Genomic DNA, 20,738 nt, shown 5'->3' on the forward strand with positions numbered 1-20,738 from the left:
ACCGGAGGCCCGTCCCGCGCCCGGCACGCCGCCGCCGGACCGCGCGGGGCTGGCGTCAGGGCACCGGCTCGCGTAGACTCGCTCGGTCGGCCTTCGACGTCGTGACATTGTGATCACGGAAATTCTGCTGGGTGTGTGTTGCTCGAGGGCTGGAATCACGTCGACTCGCGACGGGATGAACCCCCTCTCCGCAAGCAGCCCCCGCCGATGTCGCTGTCGGGCGCTGCGGTACGTTGCGCACCCGAGAAAGCAGCCATGGCCCCGTACAACAAGGGCGGCGCGGACAACCGCGCCTCCGACCGCGTCCGCCACCCGAACGGCACCCCCGCCGCCCGCAGCAGCAAGCACCGCGGGTTCCGCGCCGCCGACCCGTCGCAGCCCCGCCAGAAGCAGCGCTGGGATGCCGAGGAGCGTCGCGGCCGCTCGTCGCAGGGCGAGCGTCCGGCCCGCCCGAACTGGGAGCCGCGTGACAGTGGCGGGCAGCGTCGCCCCGACCGCGATGACCGTGGCGGCCGCGGCTTCAACCGTGATGACCGCGCCCCGCGTCGCTTCGATCGTGACGACCGCGCGCCCCGTCGTGACAACGACGACCGTCCGCGTCGTTCGTTCGACCGCGATGACCGAGCACCGCGTCGCTTCGACCGTGACGACCGTGCACCGCGCTCGTTCAACCGCGATGACCGTGCGCCCCGTCGTGACAACGACGACCGTCCGCGTCGCTTCGACCGTGACGACCGTGCGCCCCGTCGTGACAACGACGACCGCCCGCGTCGCTCGTTCGACCGTGACGCTCCCTACTCGCACGGCCGTCCCGACGCTCCGCAAGCTCCGCGTCGCGCCGGAACCGGCTCGCAGGGGCCCAGCGCTCCGCGCAGCTTCAACCGTGACGACCGTGCGCCGCGTCGTGACAACGACGACCGCCCGCGTCGCTCGTTCGACCGTGACGACCGTGCACCGCGCTCGTTCAACCGCGATGACCGTGCGCCCCGTCGTGACAACGACGACCGCCCCCGTCGTTCGTTCGACCGCGACGACCGTGCGGCCCGTCGTGACAACGACGACCGCCCCCGTCGCTCGTTCGACCGCGACGACCGCGCCCCGCGCAAGTTCGACCGTGACGACCGTGCCCCGCGCAAGTTCGACCGTGACGACCGCGCCCCGCGCAAGTTCGACCGTGACGACCGCACCGACCGCGCCCCGCGCCGCTCGTTCGACGAGCCCGAGCGCGGCAAGTTCGTGCCGGCCGACGACGTCAAGCTCGAGAAGCTCCAGGCCGAGGCCACCATCGCGGCCGACGTCGAGGGCGTGACCTTCGGCGACCTGGGCATCGGCGGCAACATCTCCCGCGCCCTGCAGGAGCTCGGCGCCTCGAGCCCGTTCCCGATCCAGGCGGCGACGATCCCGGACGTGCTCGCCGGCAAGGACGTCCTCGGCCGCGGCCGCACCGGCTCCGGCAAGACCATCGCCTTCGGTGCGCCGCTGGTCGAGAAGCTCATGGAGCACGGCGGCGGCACCAAGCGCAAGATGGGCCGCGCCCCGCGTGCGCTCATCCTCGCGCCGACCCGTGAGCTCGCCCTGCAGATCGACCGCACCGTGCAGCCCATCGCGCGTTCGGTCGGCCTGTTCACGACGCAGATCTACGGCGGCGTGCCCTACGGCCGTCAGGAGGGCGCGCTCGAGCGCGGCGTCGACATCATCGTCGGCACCCCCGGTCGTGTGCAGGACCTCATGAACAAGGGGAAGCTCGACCTCAGCGAGGTCATCATCTCCGTGCTCGACGAGGCCGACCACATGTGCGACCTCGGGTTCCTCGAGCCGGTGCAGGAGATCCTCTCCGCCACGGCCGAGGTCACCCCGCAGGGCAACCGCGCGCAGAAGCTGCTGTTCAGCGCGACGCTCGACACCCAGGTCGCGGCGCTCGTCGAGCAGTTCCTGCACGAGCCGAGCGTGCACGAGGTCGCGGGTGAGGACCAGGCGTCCTCGACCATCGACCACCGCGTGCTCGTGGTCGAGCAGCGCGAGAAGGACCGTCTCCTCGAGGAGCTGGTCGCCGGCGACGGCAAGACCATCGTCTTCGCCCGGACCCGCGCCTACGCCGAGCGTCTGGCCGACCAGTTCGAGGACGCCGGCATCCGCGCGACCTCGCTCCACGGCGACCTGAATCAGTCGCGCCGCACGCGCAACCTGCAGCTGCTCACGAGCGGCCGGGTGAACGTGCTCGTCGCCACCGACGTCGCCGCCCGCGGCATCCACGTCGACGACGTCTCGCTCGTCGTGCAGGCGGACGCCCCGGACGACTACAAGGCGTACATGCACCGCTCCGGCCGCACGGGTCGTGCCGGCAAGGAGGGCACGGTCGTGACGATCGTTCCGCGTGGCCGCATCCGCAAGATCGAGGGCATCCTCGAGCGCGCCGAGATCGAGGCGGACCTGGTGCAGGCCGCACCCGGTGACGGCATCGTGTCGGAGCTCGCCGCGCGCTAGTCGCGACCACACGACGGACGGGAGGTGGGCCCCACCCGCCGGTACCGGCGTGACGCGCCAGCGGCACGACGGCCGTGACGGGAGGTGGGCCCCACCCGCCGGTACCGGCGTGACGCGCCAGCGGCATGACGGCCGTGACGGGAGGGACGGTACCAGCTGGTACCGGGCCTCCCGTCCGTCACAATGGTCGGGTCGCGACGTCGGACCCGACCATTGCTGCTCACGAAGCGACCGAGCGACCGACCGCGCGCGCTCAGCGGTTGAAGAACAGCAGCCCGCGCACGAAGCCGGCCTGCCCGGCGTGCTGCGTGCAGTCGTCCAGGATGCTCACTAGTCGCGCGCCGGCCGTCACGGGCGGGTCCCACGCGTCGTCGATGACGGGGTCGAGGTCGTCCGGGCCGAGCGTGCCGAGGTACGCGACCGTGCGCTCGTGCACGGCGCGCAGGTATCCGGTGAGCAGCTCGGCAGAGGCCCGCACCCGCCCGACGTCGTCGCGGGACATGCCGTACCCGAGCGCCTCGGCCGGGAACGGCAGCCCGAACCGGTCGTACCAGCCGTCCGCCGTCCAGACCTGCTCGGAGCCGGCGAGCTCCGCGATCTGCACGTCCTGGCCACGGGCGATGTGCCACGCGAGCCACGCGAGGGTGTTCGCCCCGGCGGCCGGTCGTGTCGCGAGCTGGTCTTCGGAGAGCCCGTCGACGGCCCGCTCGACCGTCTCGGGGACGCGGGAGAACGCTTCGATGAGGAGTTCAGAGGGGGTCATGGCGCTCACGCTACGCGCGGACCGTGACACCCGCTGTCACACGGCGGCGCTGCGGTGGTGGCGCTCCAGGGCGGCACCGAGCCCCTCGAACGCGGCGGCGACCACGGCGCGGTCCGACGGTGCGACGACCTGCCGGAACGCGTCGGAGTAGACGGCGCCGACCTCGTGGGCGACCGCCGTGCCCGACGGCGTGAGGTGCAGCAGCACGCTCCGGCGGTCCTCCGGGTTCGGGCGACGCTCGAGGTGTCCGTGCTTCTCGAGCCGGTCGATCAGCGACGTCATCGCACCGGTGGTGAGTTCGAGGTACTCGCCGGCCTGCTTCGGGGTCACGCCGTGGCCGTCGGCGGCGCTGAGGAAGAACACGAAGCGGGTGTCCGTGGCGTTCAGCCCGCGGATCGTGCTCTCGTGGTGCAGGACGCGCGCGTGCTGCGTCTGGAGCACCCGGAAGGCGGTGAGCAGTCGCGGCAGGTCGGCGTCGCGGTCCGTGTCGGCGGTGACGGGGTCGAGCGCCGTGACGTCGGGCGACACCGGTGCCGGCGGTGTGGTGGGGGCGACGCGCGCCGCGGGGACGGCGGGTGCGTGCGGGGGGAGGACGACCGGGTCGGTGTCCGTCATGGGAGCTCTTCTCGGGTACAGGTTGGGAACTTCAGTCAACAAGTAACTCACTCGTCAAGATACCCCCATCAGTGGGGACACCTCAGGTCTTGTGAGCTGCTCGAGGGCCAAGTAGCTTGATCGTCGTACCACCTCGGCACGTAGCGCGACCAACCACCGCGGGCCCGTCCGAACCACCGATCAGATCTCTTCCTCACGGAGTCCAACCATGTCTCGTGTCACGCCTCGTGCTGCCCGCCTCGCCGCCTGGATCGCCATCCCCGCCGCCCTCGTCGCCTCGGGGGTCGTCGTCTCGACGGCCTCGTACGCGGCCTTCTCCTCGACCACCGTCAACCCGACGAACAACTGGACGGCCGGCAGTGTCGCCCTGTCCGACGACGACAACAACACCGCGCTGTTCACGGCGAACAACCTGAAGCCCGGCTCGACCGGTGCGAACTGCATCGCGGTGACCTCGACCGGTTCGCTGCCCTCGGCCGTGAAGCTCTACGGCACGAACGTCTCGACCACGAAGGACCTGGCGGCGAACGTCAACCTGACCATCGAGCAGGGCACCGGCGGCGGCTTCGGCTCCTGCTCCGGCTTCACCCCGGCCGCCACGGGTGGCTCGCTCTACAGCGGCACCGTCGCGGGCTTCGGCGCCGCCTCGACCAACTACGCGACCGGCGTCGGCACCTGGGCCCCGACCGGCACCGCGTCCGAGACGCGCGTGTACCGCGTCACCTACACGGTGTCGAGCACCGCCCCGAACACCGTGCAGGGCGGCACCGCAGCCCTCGGCTTCACCTGGGAGGCCCAGAACAGCTGAGTCGGGACCGGGGCCGAACCAGCCCCGTCCGTTCCCTCCCCGCAACGCGCCCCCGGTCGAAGGCAGTCATGAGCAGCATCGCAGTGCACGGTGGTCCCGCACCGCACGCAGCGGTCCGTGACGCCGTCGACTGGGGGCGCGTCGTCGTCGCCACCCTCGCCCGGGGCGTGGTCGCGACGCTGCTCGGGCTCGCGCTCTGGGCGGCCGCGCCGGCGCTCATCGGGTGGCAACCGACCACCGTGATGACCGGCTCGATGGAGCCGCGGATCGTTCCCGGTGACGTGGTCGTCTCGCGTCCGGTCGGCTCGGGCGAGATCGCGACGGGCAAGGTCCTGCTGGCCGACGACCCGGATCAGCCGGACCACCTGCGCATGCACCGCTACGTCGAGGACGGCCCGCGCGGCACCATGGTCACGAAGGGCGACGCCAACCCCGAGCAGGACTCCACGCCGATCGAGCGCTCCGCCGTGCACGGCGTCGCCTTCCTGCGCATCCCGTTCATCGGGACGCCGATCCGGTGGATCAGCGCCGGGGAGTGGGGCCTGGTCGCGATGCTCGCGCTCGGCCTGACCGCGGTGCTCGCGCTCTGCACGATCGACGGGTCGCTCCGGCGGCTCGTCGAGGCCGACGACGACACCGACGGCGCAGCCGGTGGTCCGGACGACGCGGCTGGTCCGGATGACGCCGCCGGTCCGGCAGACGGTACCGAAGACGGCCGGGAGGCGCGGGACGGCACCGCCACGGGCCTCCAGACCGCTTCGTCCACCGTCCTCACCCGTCGGGCGTCGCGTCGACGAGCGCGTCGCGTGCGGCGGCTTCGCCGCGTCGGCGGGGGCGCCGCGGTGCTCGTGCTCGCTGCGGCCGCCGGCGTCCTGCTGCCCGGAGCGGCGGACGCGGCCCCGTGGTCGCGGACCACCGTCGCACCGACGGCGACCTTCTCGGCGGGCACGGCGACCCCAGCCACCGCGCTGACCTGCACCCCGAACGGTGACGGCTCGGTCAACATCGGCTTCACGTACAACGGGCCGCCCGCGACGTCCTTCTCGGTGCTCAACACGAACGCGAACACGATCGCGGCGACCGGACCGGCGGGCAGCACGGCGCCGATCCGGGTCACGGGCAGCGGCATCCTGACGCTCGGTGCGGTCGTCACCGTGAAGATCCGCACCAACTGGGCAGGTTCCTGGCACGTCGACAGCACGGCGACGGCGCGCATCCAGACCGCGCTCGTCGGCACGAACCTGAGCTGCGCGAACTGACGCCTTGATCCGTTGTCCACAGGGCACAGCGAGGTGTCCGGGGATGTCCCCGGCCGGCGTTACCGTGGCCGCATGCGGATCCTGCACACCGGCGACTGGCACCTCGGCCGCACACTGCTGGGTGCCGACCTGCTCGAGCACCAGGCCGCGTTCACCGACTGGCTCGTCGACCTCGCCCGCGAACGGGCGGTCGACCTCGTCGTCATCGCCGGCGACGTCTACGACCGCGCGATCCCGCCGGTGGACGCCGTCCGCATGCTCTCCCGCGTGCTCGAGCGCCTCGCCGAGACCACGACGGTGGTCCTCACGCCGGGCAACCACGACTCCGCCGCGCGGCTCGGCTTCGGTGCCGGCGTGATGGGGCAGCGCGTGCGCATCCTCGCCGAGCCCGCACACGTGGCCGATCCGGTGCTCGTGACCGACGACGACGGCCCGGTGGCCGTGTACGGCATCCCGTACCTGCACCCCGACCTCACGCGGTACGCCCTGGCGGCGGTCCCCGACGAACCCCTCGCCCGCTCACACCACGCCGTCGTGCACGCCGCCACCGAACGGATCCGCGCCGACCTCGAGACGCGGGCCGGCACCCGGAGCGTCGTCGTCGCACACGCCTTCGTCGGGGGCGCCGACCCGAGCGACAGCGAGCAGGACATCCGCGTCGGCGGGGTCGACCGTGTGGCCGAGTCCGTGTTCGACGGGTTCGACTACGTCGCCCTCGGGCACCTGCACGGCCCGCAGCGCGTCGGCGACGACGACCGGATCCGGTACGCCGGGTCCCCGCTGGCGTTCTCGTTCGGCGAGCGGCACCAGCGGAAGTCCGTGACCATCGCCGACCTCGACGCGGTGGGTGCCGTCACCGTCGAGCTCGTACCGACCCCGGTGCCGCGGCGGCTCGTCGACGTCCGGGGCAGCATCGACGCCATCGAGTCCGGGGAGTTCCGGGCCGATGCCGACGCCTGGGTCCGCGTCGCGGTGACCGACACCGTGCACCCGGAACGCATGTACGCCCGCGTGAAGGACCTCTTCCCGCACGCCCTGGCGATCACGCACGAGCCGGCGGACCGGCCGGCCGCCACCGCCGCGCGGGCCGTCACCGCCACGTCCGACCCGGTCGAGGTCGCCGGCGATTTCGTGGCCTTCGCCACCGGCGGGTTGCCCGACGACGACGAACGGGCGGTGCTGACCGAGGCGTACGAGGCCGCGGCGCTCGCCCTGCAGCGCGAGGGGGACCGCTGATGTACCTGCACCGACTCGAACTGCGCGCCATCGGGCCGTACCCCGACCTCGTGACGATCGACTTCGCGGCGCTGGCCGCGTCCGGGGTCTTCCTGCTCGAGGGGCCGACCGGTTCCGGCAAGTCGACGATCATCGACGCCGTCGTGTTCGCCCTGTACGGCGGACTCGCCGGTTCCGACGCCAGTTCCGACCGGCTGCACAGCCAGCACGCCGACCCCGCGGTCGAACCGTTCGTCGAGCTCGTGTTCGAGACCGGTGCAGGCATGTTCCGGGTCCGGCGCACCCCGCAGTACGACCGCCCGAAGCAGCGGGGGACCGGCACGGTGAAGCAGCAGGCGTCCGTGCAGCTGTTCCGACTCGCCGCGCCCACCGACGTCGCCGGCGAACCCATGTCGTCCCGCATCCCCGAGGTCGGGGTCGAGATCGCCCGGATCGTCGGGCTCGACCGCGCGCAGTTCCTGCAGACCGTGGTGCTGCCGCAGGGCGAGTTCGCACGGTTCCTCCGCTCCCCGGGTGAAGACCGCCGGAAGCTCCTGCAGTCGCTGTTCGGCACCCAGGTCTACGACCGCACCGCCGACGAACTCGCCGCTCGCCGCCGAGCCGTGCAGGCCGAGGTCGAGGGAGCCGACGACCGCGTCCGCGACGCCCTGGCCCGGTTCGCGCAGGCGGCGGACCTCGCCGATGCCGACGAGTCCGTCGTCCCCGACACGGTGGCGTTCCTCCGCGCGACGGCCGACGCAGCCGGGGCAGCCCGGACGGCTGCGGCTGCCGCTGCGACGGCGGCGACCGAGCACGAACGATCGGTGACGGCCCGTGCGGCCGCCCTCGAGCGACGAGCGGCGCTGCTGCGGCGGCAGGCGCTCCTCGACGAAGACGCCCCGGCGATCGAGCAGGCACGGGCCGCGGTCGCGACGGCCGATCGCGCCGCCCGGGTCGCCGCGGTGGCCGACGGCCTCGACGCCGCAACCGTACGGGCGGACGACACCGCCGCGGCAGCGGCCCGGCTGCGCGACCAGCACGCGCTCTCCGCCGTCGACGCAGAGCAGATCGTCCGGCGCCGCGACACGCTGACCGACGCCCTGTCCGACGTCCGGCACCTCGTCGCGGTCGAGGCCGAAGCGGATGCCAGGCGCACCGCGATCGCCGAGGCCACCGCGACCGCATCGCGACTCACCGACGACCTCGCCGCCCTCGACACCGCGCTCGAGGCACGGCCGTCGGAACGAGCACGGATCGTCGAGGCCGCCCGGACCGCCTCGGCGACCGCTGCCGACGCCGACGCCGCCGCGCACGAGGTCGCTCGGGTGCAGTCGCTCCGTGCCGACCTGGCCGCGCGCGACCGCGCCGAGCAGCGCGTCGCCGATGCCGAACGCATCGTGACCGATGCCCGCCGTCGGGCCACCGAGGCGCTCGATGCCGAACGTTCCCTGCGCGAGCGCCGGATCGCCGGGCTCGCCGGAGAGCTCGGTGCCGCGCTGACCCCCGGCGACCCGTGCCCGGTCTGCGGGTCGACCGCGCACCCGTCGGTGGCCGCGCCGCAGGACGACCACCCGACGATCCAAGCGGTGGAGTCCGCGGGCGACGCCACGCGTCGGGCCGACCAGCAGCTCGCCGACGCCGCGGCCGACCTGGCCGTCGAACGTGCGGAGCACCTCCGACTGACCGGCGTCGTCGGCACGGTCGACAGCATCGCCCTCGACGCGATGGCGGTGGCCGCCGACGAGCGGGTCCGAGCGGCGCACGACGCTGCGGCGCTGGTGCTGGAGCACGAGCGCGAGCGGACGGCGCACGACACCGCGACCCGGGCGCTCGAGCGTGAGCGGAACGATCTCGACGCCCGGCGCACGGTGCTCGCGTCAACCGCGGCCTCCGATGCCGAGCGGCTCGAGGCCGACCTGCGATCGGTGCACGAGGCGATCGACCGGCTCGGAGCACTGCTCGACAGCGACGACGGCAGCGCGCCTGTCTCGCTCCGTGCCGTGGTCGACGAGCTCGACGGGCGGCTGACGGTGCTCCGCGCCGTCGCCGAGGCCGACGACCGTGCGGCGGCCGCGGCCCGAGCCCGCGACGAGCGCAGCGCCGAGGTGGCCCGGGTCCTCGACGTGCAGGCCTTCCCCGACGTCGATGCCGCACGCGCCGGCTTGCTCGACCCCGACACCGTCGCGCGCTTCCGCAGCAGCATCAGCGCAGCCGAGGCCGAACGCGCCGTCGTGCGGGCAGGGCTCGACGACCCCGCGGTGGTGCAGGCCGCCGGCGACGATCCGGAGCAGCTCGACGTGCCGGCGGCGCAGGCCGAACGGGTCCGCGCGACGGCCGAGCTCGACGAGGCCACCCGGCTCGCGGTGACCGCAGCGCACCGCGCCGAGGCCGTCGAGCAGTGTGCGACCGAGGTCGACCGCACCGTCCGTGCGCGACAGGAGACCTCGGCCCGCAGCCGCGCCGTCGTCCGGCTCGCCGACGTCGCGAACGGCGTGGCTTCGGTCAACCCGACCGGCATCACGCTCGGCACCTACGTGCTCATGCGGCGCTTCGAGGACGTCGTGGCGGCGGCGAACGACCGGTTGCGCGGCATGCTCGCCGGGCGGTTCACCCTCGAGACCTCCGACGAACGGGAATCCGGGTCACGGTCGCGACGGACGGGGCTCGCCCTCGCCGTGCACGACCACACGACCGACACCGTCCGTGACCCCCGCAGCCTGTCGGGCGGCGAGACGTTCACCGTGTCACTGTGTCTGGCGCTCGGGCTGGCCGACGTCGTGCAGGCCGAGGCCGGCGGGGTGTCGCTCGGCACGCTCTTCGTCGACGAGGGGTTCGGCACACTCGACCCCGAGACCCTCGACGACGTCATCGGGCAGCTGTCCCGACTGACCGCGGGCGGGCGACAGGTCGGGATCGTCAGCCACGTCGAAGAACTCAAGCAGCGGATCCCGGAGCGGATCGCCGTGCGCCGCACCCCGACCGGCGGGTCGCGTGTGACGACCACGGTCTGACCAGACCAGACCAGACGCTACGGGGTCGGCGTGGCCCCCACCGTGCCGTCCGGCGGCGGCAGGATGTCCGCTGCGATCCACGGGAACACCCACTGGAACAGCACGAACACGATCGCCGCGAGCAGGACCAGCAGCTCGAGCACCTTCAGGGCGGTGGGGCCGGGCAGCAGCCGCCAGACCAGGGGGAAGATCACTTGGCCGTCTCCGAGAGTTCCTTCGGGGTGCCCTCGGACGCGGGCATCCAGTAGTCGAGCTTCGCGTGCGTCACGTACCGCTCCGCCGCCGACCACATCGGGTGGCAGGCGGTCAGCGTGAGCCAGCGGTCCTGGGCGGTCGGTTCCACGCCGGGCTTGTTCGGCACCGGCGCGATCGTCTCGATCTTGTCGGGCGTGACGATCTGGCTGTCGGTGACCTTGTAGACGTACCAGACGTCGAACTTCGTCTTCGCGTCGGTGACCCGGACCACGACCGAGTCGCCCTTCTTCAGCTCCGCGATCTGGTTGAGGGGCTTGCCGTAGGTGACCCGGTGTCCGGCGACGGCGAAGTTGCCGGGTGCACCGGGCATCGCGGTGCCCTGGTAGTGCCCGAGCCCGATGGTGTTGAGGACCTTCTCACGATCCGTGCCCTCGCCGATCGGCCGGTTGTAGTCGTTGCCGAACCGGGGGATCTGCATCGTCCCGAACACGTCCGACAACGCCGGCGGTTCGTCCAGCACGGGTGCGGTGCCGCGGTGCTCGGTGCCCTCGACCTTCGGGGTCTTGACCTGGTCGAGGCCCTGCACGAGCTTCGTCTGCTCGTTCACGGCGACCACGTCGGTCCACCACGCCGTCCACACGACGTACAGGCCGGTGCCGGCGCCCGCGATGATGAGCAACTCGGCGATGAGCGACACGATCGCGCCGCCGACCGTCTGGCGTCTGCGCGGGGAACGCCGGGACCGCGAGCCGGCTTCGTCGTCCCGTGCGCTGCGGCGCGACGGGATGGTGTCGTGTGCGGTCACGGGGCTCCTGATCGGCTGGGTGGTCGGACAGGTCTATCAGATCACGACGACAGGCCGGTGACGACGTTCTCCCCACCCCCGTTAACGTGGGGGCATGGAGTACCGGATCCGCCCCTTCCGCACCGAGGACACCGACGCGGTCGTCGCCCTGTGGGAATCCTGCGGGCTCGTCCGCCCCTGGAACGACCCCCGGCGCGACATCGAGCGCAAGCTGACCGTCCAGCCCGAGCTCTTCCTGGTCGCCGAGCCGGACGGCACCGACGGCGATGACACAGACACCGCCGACACCGACGTGGTCGCCGCGGGCATGGCCGGCTTCGACGGGCACCGCGGCTGGGTGAACTACCTCGCCGTGCGCCCGGACCTGCAGGGCTCCGGCCTCGGTCGCACCCTGATGGCCGAGTTCGAGCGGCTCCTGACCGACCTCGGCTGCCCGAAGCTCAACCTGCAGGTGCGTGCGGGCAACGAGCAGGTGCTCGGGTTCTACGCGTCCCTCGGCTACACCGACGACCGCACGGTCTCGCTCGGCAAGCGCCTCATCCCCGACGCCTGACCGCCCCCGCTCCCGCCCGAGCGCCGCGCGCCCGAGCGCCGCCCGCTACGCCAGCGCCAGCGCCACCGACGCGACGAACGCCAGCACGATGCCGATCCACTGCTGCGCGGTCAACCGTTCCCGGAGCACCACCCCGGCCAGCACCACCGTGCCGATCGGGTAGAGCGCGTTGAGCACACTCACGACGGGCAGGGTCGCCGGGTCGTCGCTGCTGTGCAGCCCCGCCTGGATGAAGACGTTCGCCATGGCGTCGAAGACGCCGCACACGGCCACGGTGACCAGCAGCCGCGGACCCCATGCGCGACCCGACCGAGGCTCGCGGACGGCGGCAGCCCCGTCGGAGCGGGCCGTCGCCGTCGGGGCGTGCACCGGGCCTCCCGTCCGGAGCACGACGACGATCGCCGCCGCGCCCAGCAGCACCGCCTGCAGCACCCGCGCGACCACGAGGGGTGCGACGCCCGAGTCCGACGGCGTCAAGTCGTAGGCCAGCACGATCCCGCCGAAGCCGCACCCGGCGACGGCGGCGGCGGCCACGCCTCGGGCGGTCAGCCGTGCGCCCGAGGCGTCCCGGACCACCGCGACCAGGACCACCGCGACGACCGCGACCACGAGCGCCCCGGTGGCCACCGGTGACAGCACCGTGCCGCGGAGCACCGCGACGAGCACCGGCACGACGGCTGCGAACACGGCGGTGACGGGGGAGAGCACGCTCATCGGTCCGATCGCGAGTGCCGCGTAGAGCAGCAGCACCCCGACGCCGCCCGAGAGCCCCGCGACCGCACCCCAGACCGCGGCCGGCCACGAGAACACGCCACCGAGGACCACCAGGCCGACCAGCAACGGGACGATCCCGATCGCGGCCGCCACCGCGGCGACGACGACCGGCCGGACCCGGCGCGAGGCGAGTCCGCCCAGGAAGTCGGCGAACCCGTAGACGATCGCGCCGGACAGGCCGAACAAAACGGTGAGCACGGCTCCCATCCTGCCCCGCGCGGTAGCCTGCGGTGCGTGAGTGTTCCCTACCAGCGCCTGCCCCGGATCGACGCGCGCTGGAGGTGGTGGCGGCCGCTCGTGGCGCTCGCGTTCCTGGCGGGGTGGTACCTCGTGTCGCAGATCCTGATCACGGTCGCCTACTTCATCCCGGTCGCCGCGGTCGGGGGTGCGTCCGGGCTGTACGGCCTGCTCGACGACCTGCAGAGCGGTGCCCTCGACCCGACCGATCCGTTGACCCTCTCGCTGACCCTGGTGTCGCTCGTGGTCCTGCTGCCGGGGATCCTGCTCGCCGTGAAGATCGCGCGGATCGGACCGGCCGGCATCCTGTCGTCGACGCGCTTCCGGGTCCGGTGGGCCTGGACGGCGTGGTGTCTGCTGCCGACGCTCGTCATCGCCGCGGTCATGTTCGTCGTCCAGACCGGCCTGTTCTGGGACGGCGGGATGATCACGACCGACGGCGGCTTCGCCTGGAACCACGACGCGATCGGCCAGTCGACGGTCTCCCTCGGCACCCTCACCCTGACGATCGTCCTCGTCGTCCTGCTCGTCCCGTTCCAGGGCGCTGCCGAGGAGTACATCTTCCGCGGCTTCCTCATGCAGACCGTCGCGTCGTGGATCCCGCGTCGCGTCGGCACGATCATCGCCGTGGCGGTCTCGACGGTCGTCTTCGCGGTGCTGCACATCCCGAACGGCTACAACGTCTGGGGCATCCTCGACGTCGGCTCGTTCGGCCTGATCGCGGCGATCATCGTCCTCCGGACCGGCGGGCTCGAGGCCACGGTCCTGCAGCACGCCTTCAACAACATCATGATCTTCGTGCTGCAGGCGCCCGGTTGGTCGAAGGTCGACCTGACCTCGTCGGACGCGAACGGCACGTGGCAGGGGACCCTCGTCACCCTCGGCACGTCGCTCGCGTTCTGGGCCATGGTCGAGTTCCTGGCGTGGTGGCGGAAGCTGGACCGCCGGTTCGCCGGGCACGAGGCACCCCGGTTCCGCGGTGTGACCCCGGCCTGGGCGGGCGGCGCCCGTTGGCTCCGGCCTGGAGGCACGGGCTGGGCGACCACGCCGGCCCGCGCCGACGACGTGGCCGGTTCCGACCACCGTGCCGACTCCGGCACGGACGGTGCTGTGGACAGTGCGGTGGGTGTCGCCGGTCGCCCGTAGGCTCGTGGCATGAGCACCACGCCCGCGCCCGCTGCCGTGTCTGCTCCCGCTGCCGTGTCCGCACCCCGTGCCGCTGCGCTCGACGTGCTGCACCGCGTGTGGGGCTACGACGCCTTCCGCGGTGAGCAGGCGGCCATCATCGACCAGGTGGTGGCCGGTGGCGACGCCCTCGTGCTCATGCCGACCGGTGGCGGCAAGTCCCTGTGCTACCAGGTGCCCTCGCTCGTCCGTGACGGCGTCGGGGTCGTGGTGTCGCCGCTCATCGCCCTCATGCAGGACCAGGTCGACGCCCTGGCGGCGAACGGGGTCCGGGCCGCGTTCCTCAACTCCACGCAGGGCCCCGACGAACGGTCCCGGGTCGAGCGTGCCGTGGTGCAGGGCGAGGTCGACATGCTCTACCTCGCGCCCGAACGGCTCCGGCTCGAGTCCACCCGAGCGCTCCTCGACCGGGCGCGCGTCTCGCTGTTCGCCATCGACGAGGCACACTGCGTCGCCCAGTGGGGTCACGACTTCCGCCCGGACTACCTCGAGCTGAGCGTCCTGCACGAGCGGTGGCCGACCGTGCCGCGCATCGCCCTGACCGCCACCGCGACGCCGCAGACCCACCGCGAGATCTCCGCCCGGCTCGGCCTCGACGACGCCGCGCACTTCGTCGCCGACTTCGACCGGCCGAACATCCAGTACCGCATCGAGCCGAAGACCGGCGCACTGCAGCAGCTGCTCACCTTCATCCGCACGGAGCACAGCGGCGACGCCGGCATCGTGTACTGCCTGTCCCGCAACTCGGTCGAGCGCACCGCGACGGCCCTGGCCGAGCAGGGGATCAACGCCCTGCCGTACCACGCGGGCCTCGACGCCCGGGTGCGTGCCCGCAACCAGTCGACGTTCCTGCGCGAGGACGGTGTCGTCATGGTGGCGACCATCGCGTTCGGCATGGGCATCGACAAGCCCGACGTCCGGTTCGTGGCGCACCTCGACCTGCCGAAGTCGGTCGAGGGGTACTACCAGGAAACGGGCCGTGCGGGTCGTGACGGGCTGCCGGCCACCGCGTGGCTCGCGTACGGCCTGAACGACGTCGTGCAGCAGCGGCGGATGATCGACCAGTCCGAGGGCGACGCAGCACACCGTCGACAGCTCAGCGCCCACCTCGACGCCATGCTCAGCCTGTGCGAGACGATCGAGTGCCGCCGGGTGCGGCTGCTCGCGTACTTCGGGCAGGAGAGCACGGCGTGCGGCAACTGCGACACGTGCATCGCGCCGCCGGAGTCGTGGGACGGCACGGTCCCCGCGCAGAAGCTGCTGTCCACCGTCGTGCGGCTCGAGCGTGAGCGTCGCCAGCGGTACGGCGTGGCGCACCTCGTCGACATCCTGATCGGCAAGCGGTCGCCCCGCGTGCAGGAGCTGCAGCACGACACCCTGGCGACCTTCGGCATCGGCGCCGACCTGTCCGAGGCCGAGTGGCGGGCGGTCGCCCGACAGGTGCTGGCCCAGGGCTACGCGGCGGTGTCGGGCGACGGCTTCGGCACCGTCGTCCTCAGTCCCACGAGCGCCGAGGTCCTGACGGGCAAGGTGCAGGTGCGGATGCGTCGCGACCCGGTCAAGGCGCCGCGGGCCGGCCGCAGCAGTCGACGGACGGTCGTCACCGACATGCCGCAGGAAGCGGTCGGCCTGTTCGAGGCCCTTCGTGCCTGGCGTGCTGCCGAGGCTCGCGAGCAGGGCGTCCCCGCGTACGTGGTGTTCAACGACGCGACACTCCGGGGCATCTCCGCCGTCCGCCCCGCCGACGTCGACCAGCTCGGCGAGATCTCCGGCGTCGGCGCAGCGAAGCTCGAGCGGTACGGGCGCGCGGTCCTCGACGTCGTCGCGGCGGCCGACTGACGCTCTGCCGCCACTGCATGCCGTTCCGGGCATGTGCCCTCCGCGCGCCTCATTACACTCGGTAGCTCGTCACCACGAGGAGGTCCGGTGTCCGGTTCGACGAAGTTCGCCACCGTGCTCAGTCGCGCGGTGGTGACCCCGCTCGCCCGGTTGCTGTGGCGCCCGAAGATCATCGGTCGTCGGAACGTCCCGAAGCGCGGCCCGGTGATCCTCGCGAGCAACCACCGCTCCTTCATCGACTCGCCCGCGATCACGCTCATGGCGCCGCGCAAGGTGTCGTTCCTGGCGAAGCAGGAGTACTTCACGGGCTCGGGTCTCAAGGGAGCCGTCTCGCGGGCGTTCTTCGGTGGCATCGGCGCCATCGGGGTCGAGCGTGGCGCGGGTGCGGCGGCCCAGCAGGCCCTCGACCTCGGGCTGGCACGCCTGCAGGAGGGCGAGGCGTTCGCGATCTACCCGGAGGGCACGCGCTCGCTCGACGGCCGGATCTACAAGGGCCGCACGGGTGTGGCATGGCTGGCGCTGACGAGCGGCGCCCCCGTGGTGCCCGTCGCGCTCACCGGCACCGAGGACGTGCAGCCGGTCGGGTCCCGGCTGCCGAAGCTCGCCCGCGTGACGATCGAGTTCGGGCAGCCGATCGACCTGTCGTCCTTCGGCGAGGCGTCGTCCGGACGTGCTCGGCGCCACGCGACCGATGCGGTGATGGCGGCGATCCAGGAGCTCAGCGGCCAGGAGCCGGCGAACGCCTACAACAATCCGCCGGCGACGATCGTGGAACGGGTCCGTCGTGCGCTGCAGCCGGACGACCCGACCGCGGCTGCCGTCGACCCGGACTGACCACCGCGACTGTCCGGTCACTATTGCACATCTGAAATATCGATGGTTGAATGGCGGACGTGCCGCTCGGCACGCCGCCATCGCCGGTCGCCCGATAACGACCAGCCACGACATCCAGATCGGACCATCCGCAGCATGTCCTCCACCCCGCTCTTCGACTCCATCGCCCAGCGCCGCGATCAGGCCGACGCGCCGCACTCCACCCCGTCGCCGGCGCTCGCCGTCGTGACCCCGGCGCCGACCTCACCGATGTCCGCGCCCGTCCGCCCGGGTGACTCCACGCTGGTGCCGGCCGCCCTCGTCGCCGCGATCGACGAGATCCCGGTGCGGGTGGCATCGGCCCTCGTGACCGAGGTCACGATCCGTCCCGAGCACCTCGTCCTGGTCGAGACCGTCGCCGACGCGATCACCCGCGCGGTCGTCGACGCCGTCGTGTGCGAGCTGGACCGGATCGCCCGTGACGGCGTCGTCCGCGTCTGACCGGGCCGGTCACCGCACGATGACGACCCTCGACGACGGTCTGCCCCGGCGCCCGCGCGGAGCCGAGCGCCGCACCGCCGACCGACCGACCGCGCCCCCGCTGCGCCGTGCACGGCACGCTGCGCAGCCGGGGCCCCTCCGAGCCGCCGGGGTGGCGGTGCCCCCTCCCGTCACCCCGGCTTCCACCCGGCCCACCCCGCTCCCGCCCGAACGGCCCGCTGCTCCCGCGCGCCGCCGTTCCGTGTCCTTCCGGATCCCCGCCCGGCGGACACTGCCCGCCGCGGCGGTGACAGCCGTCACGTGCCTGTTCGTCGCGGTCGGCTCCCCGCAGACCGCCCTCGCCGCTCCGGCCTCTCCGGAACCCACGTCGGCATCCGCCGGCGTGCAGCACTTCGTCGCCGACGGTTCGACCGGGCCGACCGCCGGCCGCGACGACTTCTCGGTGGGTCGTGCTGCGGCAGCCCTCCGGGTTCCCGGTGGCTCGGGCCCGACCGGTGGAGCCGTCCGCCCCACGGCCGGTGCGATCCCGGACGCCGGTGGCTTCGGCTCCCGCTGGGTCGTCGGCTGCGCGGCCTGCTCGTCGAACCACCAGGGGGTCGACTTCGCCGCGGCCATCGGGACCCCGGTCGTCGCCGCGCTGCCCGGCCGGGTCGTCTCGGCGGGTGTGCTCGGTGGCTACGGCAACCAGGTCCTCCTGCGGCACGCCGACGGCACCGCGACGCGGTACGGGCACCTGTCGGCGATCGACGTCCGCCCCGGCCAGGTCCTCCGCGTGGGGGAGCGGCTCGGGGCCGTCGGCAACACAGGGGTCTCGACCGGCGCCCACCTGCACTTCGAGGTCATCGTGGCCGGCACCCCGATCGACCCGGCCGCCTGGCTGCGGGCTCGCGGGCTCCTCTGACGGCGTCGGGCGTAGCGTCGGGACGGTCGCGGCACGGAGCCGCGCCAGGACGGAGACGCACGTGCGAGTGACGGTGTTGGGGACGGGTGCGATGGGCGCCGGCGTGGCTGGATCACTGCTCCGCGACGGCCACGAGGTGACGGTCTGGAACCGGAGTGCCGACAAGGCCGCACCCCTGGGCGACCGCGGCGCGACGGTGGCGAGCGACCCGGGCAGTGCCGTCGAGCACGCCGAGGTCGTCCTGCTCACCCTGTTCGACACCGATGCGGTCGTCGACGTCCTCGAGCAGGCCGCCGGTGACGCCCCGACCGACGCCGTGTGGGTGCAGGCCTCGACGATCGGCGTCGACGGCACCGCGACGGTCGTGCAACTGGCCGAGAAGTACGGCATCACCCTGGTCGAGGCGATGATGCTCGGCACGAAGGCCCCCGCCGAACAGGGCAAGCTCACGATGCTCGCGGCCGGACCGGCAGACCTGCTCGACCGTGTCGACCCCGTGCTCGACGCGATCGGCGCGAAGACCCTCCGTGCCGGCGACCACGTCGGCGACGGCACCGCACTCAAGCTCGCCGCCAACGCCTGGATCGCGTCGATCACCGCGGCGACCGGGCAGTCCCTGGCCCTCGCAGCCGCGCTCGGGCTCGACCCCGCGCTGTTCCTGCAGGCCATCGAGGGCAGCGCGAGCGACTCCGCCTACGCCCACACCAAGGGTGCCGCGATGATCGCCCGCGAGTTCCCCGCGCAGTTCGCACTCGACGGGCTGCGGAAGGACATCGGGCTCATCACCGATGCCGCCCGGACCGCAGGGGTGTCCACCACGCTGCTCGAGGCACTCGGGCGCGTCTACGCCGATGCCAGCGCAGCCGGGCACGGGGGCGACGACATCGCCGCGGTCGGCACCGCGTTCTGACGCGGGCGGTCAGCCCCGGCGGAACAGCCGCCGCAGGCGCTTCGTGAGCCGCCCTACGGCCTCGTCGTTCATGGTGTTGGCGAGGTCGAACGCCTCACGGGCCGGATCGGACCCGGCCTGGATGCGTCGGAGTGCGGCGTCGGCACGGGCCCGCGAGTCGAGCTCCGCGAACGGCATGTCGTCCTCGGGGTGGTGCTCGCCGCGAGGGTCCATGCGGTCCAGGCTACGCGCGACGGGAGTGGTCCGACCCGGCGTCGAGCTCGTCCACGACGCGGACCATCTCGTCCAGGAAGTCCACGACCACGGCCATCTCGTTGCTCGGCAGGTGCTCGGTGACCTCGAGCGCGCGGGCGTCGAGCTCCTCGATGACCCGGAGCGCGTGCCGCATCGAGGTGCCGGTGGCGGTGAGGATCACGCCACGGCGGTCGTTCGGGTCGGCGTGCCGTTCGACGTGGCCGCTGCGGACGAGCCGGTCGACGAGCGCCGACGTCGACGCCGCCGTGATCTCGAGCCGCTCGGCGAGGTCCTTCGCGTTGACTGTGCGGCCGTCGTGCTCGGCGTCGATCAGGAACCGGAGCGCCAGCAGTGCGTTCTCGCCGATCCCCAGTGCCTCGCGCGCTCGGCGCTGGGCAGCGCTCTCGGCCGTTCGGTACCGCCGCAGGGCGTTGAGGACGTCCACGGCGGAGACCGCGGAGTCCTCGTACCAGTACCCTGCGGTGCTGGTCATCACCTCGGACGTCATGCCCCAATGCTAGACGCTCTAGTTAGTTTGTCTAGCGAGCGCGGAGACGGGACACTGCAACACCCGTGACGCGGTTCTGTAACACCCCGGCAACGCCGGCTCGTTAGGTTCTCGACATGCAGGAGCAGCCGTGCTGAGCCGCCTCGCGGGGAACGTCTTCCACGTGGGGAGCGCGGTGGAGCGCACCGACGTCGTCGCACGGTTGCTCGACGTCTACGTCGCTCGCCGAGAACCAGGCACCCTCGACGACGACCGGCTCGTGTCCACCGAGCTCCGCAGCGTCATCGGGACCACCGGCCCCGCGAACGACCCGGACCGCGCCGCCACCGTCGACGCCCTCGCGCTCGACCGGCACGAGCCCGCGTCCATCGCTGCAGCGGTCGCCGTCGCCCGCGACCACGCACGCCGTGCCCGCGAGGTCGTCTCGAGTGAGCTCTGGGACTGCCTCGACGTGACGCGGTCGAGGATGCCCCGGAAGATCGCCCCCGACCGTGCGCACGAGTTCCTCGGCTGGGTGCGGGAGCGCAGTGCCCTCGCCATCGGGGTGGTCGAGGGGGACGCCAGCCGTGACGAGGTGTGGGAGTTCTTCACCCTCGGACGATCACTCACCCGCTGTGCCTCCACCGCACGGCTGCTGGCGTCGCGGCTGCTCGAGCCGGACGCGGTCACCTCGTGGACGGCGGCGCTCCGGGCGTGCGGCGCGGGCGAGGCCTTCCTGCGCGGACGCGACCACCATCCGGTGCCGTCCGACGCCGCCGCCTTCCTGCTCCTCGACGCACACAGCCCACGGTCGTTGCGCTTCACCGTGCACCGCGCGGCCGAGTGCCTGGCCGACGTCGCCCCGTCCTGCGTCGCGGACGAGGTCGCCGGGTTCGACGAGGTCCGCGCCCTGCTCGACGGCATCCCCGAGGAGTCGGCGCTCGCCGTGGCGGGCGACGTCGGGCAACGGCTGGCGGTGGCTGCCGACCGCGTCGCCGCGGCCCTCGACGAGCGGGTCTTCGCGTCGTCCGCACCCGTGCTCTGACCGACGGCGCGCGGGCCCGGGACGGGGTCGGTCCGTGCCTCGCGACCGCGGCCGTGGGCGGGGGTGGCGTCGGACGGGAGGCCCGTGGCGGCGCCGTTGCGGGC

20 protein-coding genes are annotated in these 20,738 nt (G+C 72.8%); 13 read left to right on the top strand and 7 right to left on the bottom strand.

What is annotated here, in order from left to right:
- Window positions 1-255: 255 nt before the first annotated feature.
- Window positions 256-2,484 carry a DEAD/DEAH box helicase gene (locus DEI85_RS03050; RefSeq protein ID WP_111123685.1) on the top strand — a complete coding sequence of 743 codons (2,229 nt, stop codon included), beginning with the start codon at window positions 256-258 and terminating at the stop codon, window positions 2,482-2,484.
- 253 nt (window positions 2,485-2,737) lie between these two features.
- Here DEI85_RS03050 and DEI85_RS03055 read toward each other — a convergent pair whose 3' ends face one another.
- Entirely contained in the window at window positions 2,738-3,247 is a 510-nt protein-coding gene (locus DEI85_RS03055; protein WP_111123684.1) for a mycothiol transferase, read from the bottom strand.
- 36 nt (window positions 3,248-3,283) lie between these two features.
- A complete protein-coding gene (locus tag DEI85_RS03060; RefSeq protein WP_111123683.1) occupies window positions 3,284-3,862 on the bottom strand; it encodes a MarR family winged helix-turn-helix transcriptional regulator in 579 nt (192 codons plus the stop codon).
- Between the two features lie 208 nt (window positions 3,863-4,070).
- Between DEI85_RS03060 and DEI85_RS03065 the strand changes: the two genes are divergently transcribed.
- The 4 genes from DEI85_RS03065 (at window position 4,071) to DEI85_RS03080 (ending at window position 10,155) form a co-directional block, all read left to right on the top strand.
- Entirely contained in the window at window positions 4,071-4,670 is a 600-nt protein-coding gene (locus DEI85_RS03065; protein ID WP_110858866.1) for a M73 family metallopeptidase, read from the top strand.
- A gap of 68 nt (window positions 4,671-4,738) precedes the next feature.
- Entirely contained in the window at window positions 4,739-5,929 is a 1,191-nt protein-coding gene (locus DEI85_RS03070; RefSeq protein ID WP_111123682.1) for a S24/S26 family peptidase, read from the top strand.
- A gap of 72 nt (window positions 5,930-6,001) precedes the next feature.
- Entirely contained in the window at window positions 6,002-7,165 is a 1,164-nt protein-coding gene (locus tag DEI85_RS03075; protein ID WP_111123681.1) for a metallophosphoesterase family protein, read from the top strand.
- Window positions 7,165-10,155 (top strand): AAA family ATPase, encoded by a 2,991-nt coding sequence (locus tag DEI85_RS03080; RefSeq protein WP_111123680.1) that lies wholly within the window; start codon window positions 7,165-7,167, stop codon window positions 10,153-10,155. The genes DEI85_RS03075 and DEI85_RS03080 overlap by 1 nt, the downstream gene beginning before the upstream one ends.
- Before the next feature lie 17 nt (window positions 10,156-10,172).
- Here DEI85_RS03080 and DEI85_RS03085 read toward each other — a convergent pair whose 3' ends face one another.
- Together DEI85_RS03085 and DEI85_RS03090 are read right to left on the bottom strand one after the other, a co-directional pair.
- Window positions 10,173-10,349 (bottom strand): hypothetical protein, encoded by a 177-nt coding sequence (locus DEI85_RS03085; RefSeq protein WP_181419972.1) that lies wholly within the window; start codon window positions 10,347-10,349, stop codon window positions 10,173-10,175.
- Window positions 10,346-11,155, bottom strand: coding sequence for a class E sortase (locus tag DEI85_RS03090; protein WP_258369776.1), 810 nt, complete (start codon window positions 11,153-11,155; stop codon window positions 10,346-10,348). Before DEI85_RS03090 ends, DEI85_RS03085 begins: the two co-directional genes overlap by 4 nt.
- 94 nt (window positions 11,156-11,249) lie before the next feature.
- On the opposite strand from DEI85_RS03090, the gene DEI85_RS03095 reads away from it, so the two are divergent.
- Window positions 11,250-11,708 carry a GNAT family acetyltransferase gene (locus tag DEI85_RS03095; protein ID WP_110858870.1) on the top strand — a complete coding sequence of 153 codons (459 nt, stop codon included), beginning with the start codon at window positions 11,250-11,252 and terminating at the stop codon, window positions 11,706-11,708.
- A 45-nt stretch (window positions 11,709-11,753) separates the two neighbouring features.
- Here DEI85_RS03095 and DEI85_RS03100 read toward each other — a convergent pair whose 3' ends face one another.
- On the bottom strand, window positions 11,754-12,680 hold the full coding sequence (locus tag DEI85_RS03100) for an EamA family transporter (RefSeq protein ID WP_146249001.1): 927 nt from the start codon (window positions 12,678-12,680) through the stop codon (window positions 11,754-11,756).
- A 36-nt stretch (window positions 12,681-12,716) separates the two neighbouring features.
- Between DEI85_RS03100 and DEI85_RS03105 the strand changes: the two genes are divergently transcribed.
- From DEI85_RS03105 to DEI85_RS03130, 6 genes are all read left to right on the top strand, one after another.
- Window positions 12,717-13,865, top strand: a complete 1,149-nt coding sequence (locus DEI85_RS03105) for a CPBP family intramembrane glutamic endopeptidase (RefSeq protein ID WP_146249000.1) — start codon at window positions 12,717-12,719, stop codon at window positions 13,863-13,865.
- A gap of 9 nt (window positions 13,866-13,874) precedes the next feature.
- On the top strand, window positions 13,875-15,743 hold the full coding sequence (gene recQ / locus DEI85_RS03110; RefSeq protein ID WP_110858873.1) for a DNA helicase RecQ: 1,869 nt from the start codon (window positions 13,875-13,877) through the stop codon (window positions 15,741-15,743).
- Window positions 15,744-15,830: 87 nt separating this feature from the next.
- Window positions 15,831-16,577 (top strand): lysophospholipid acyltransferase family protein, encoded by a 747-nt coding sequence (locus DEI85_RS03115; RefSeq protein ID WP_027465061.1) that lies wholly within the window; start codon window positions 15,831-15,833, stop codon window positions 16,575-16,577.
- 135 nt (window positions 16,578-16,712) lie between these two features.
- Entirely contained in the window at window positions 16,713-17,057 is a 345-nt protein-coding gene (locus tag DEI85_RS03120) for a hypothetical protein (RefSeq protein ID WP_111123677.1), read from the top strand.
- Window positions 17,058-17,343: 286 nt separating this feature from the next.
- Window positions 17,344-17,958, top strand: a complete 615-nt coding sequence (locus DEI85_RS03125) for a M23 family metallopeptidase (RefSeq protein ID WP_220038940.1) — start codon at window positions 17,344-17,346, stop codon at window positions 17,956-17,958.
- A 73-nt stretch (window positions 17,959-18,031) separates the two neighbouring features.
- A complete protein-coding gene (locus tag DEI85_RS03130; RefSeq protein WP_258376369.1) occupies window positions 18,032-18,868 on the top strand; it encodes an NAD(P)-dependent oxidoreductase in 837 nt (278 codons plus the stop codon).
- A 9-nt stretch (window positions 18,869-18,877) separates the two neighbouring features.
- Here the strand turns inward: DEI85_RS03130 and DEI85_RS03135 are convergent, their stop codons facing one another.
- Window positions 18,878-19,081, bottom strand: coding sequence for a hypothetical protein (locus tag DEI85_RS03135; RefSeq protein ID WP_027465064.1), 204 nt, complete (start codon window positions 19,079-19,081; stop codon window positions 18,878-18,880).
- Between the two features lie 10 nt (window positions 19,082-19,091).
- Window positions 19,092-19,610: a MarR family winged helix-turn-helix transcriptional regulator gene (locus DEI85_RS03140; protein ID WP_110858877.1), complete on the bottom strand. Its 519-nt coding sequence runs from the start codon at window positions 19,608-19,610 to the stop codon at window positions 19,092-19,094.
- Between the two features lie 130 nt (window positions 19,611-19,740).
- Here DEI85_RS03140 and DEI85_RS03145 point away from each other — a divergent pair, with 130 nt between their 5' ends.
- Window positions 19,741-20,634 (top strand): alpha-E domain-containing protein, encoded by an 894-nt coding sequence (locus tag DEI85_RS03145; protein WP_110858878.1) that lies wholly within the window; start codon window positions 19,741-19,743, stop codon window positions 20,632-20,634.
- Window positions 20,635-20,738: the final 104 nt, after the last annotated feature.

This window comes from Curtobacterium sp. MCBD17_026, assembly GCF_003234895.2.
GTDB classification, from domain to species: domain Bacteria; phylum Actinomycetota; class Actinomycetes; order Actinomycetales; family Microbacteriaceae; genus Curtobacterium; species Curtobacterium flaccumfaciens.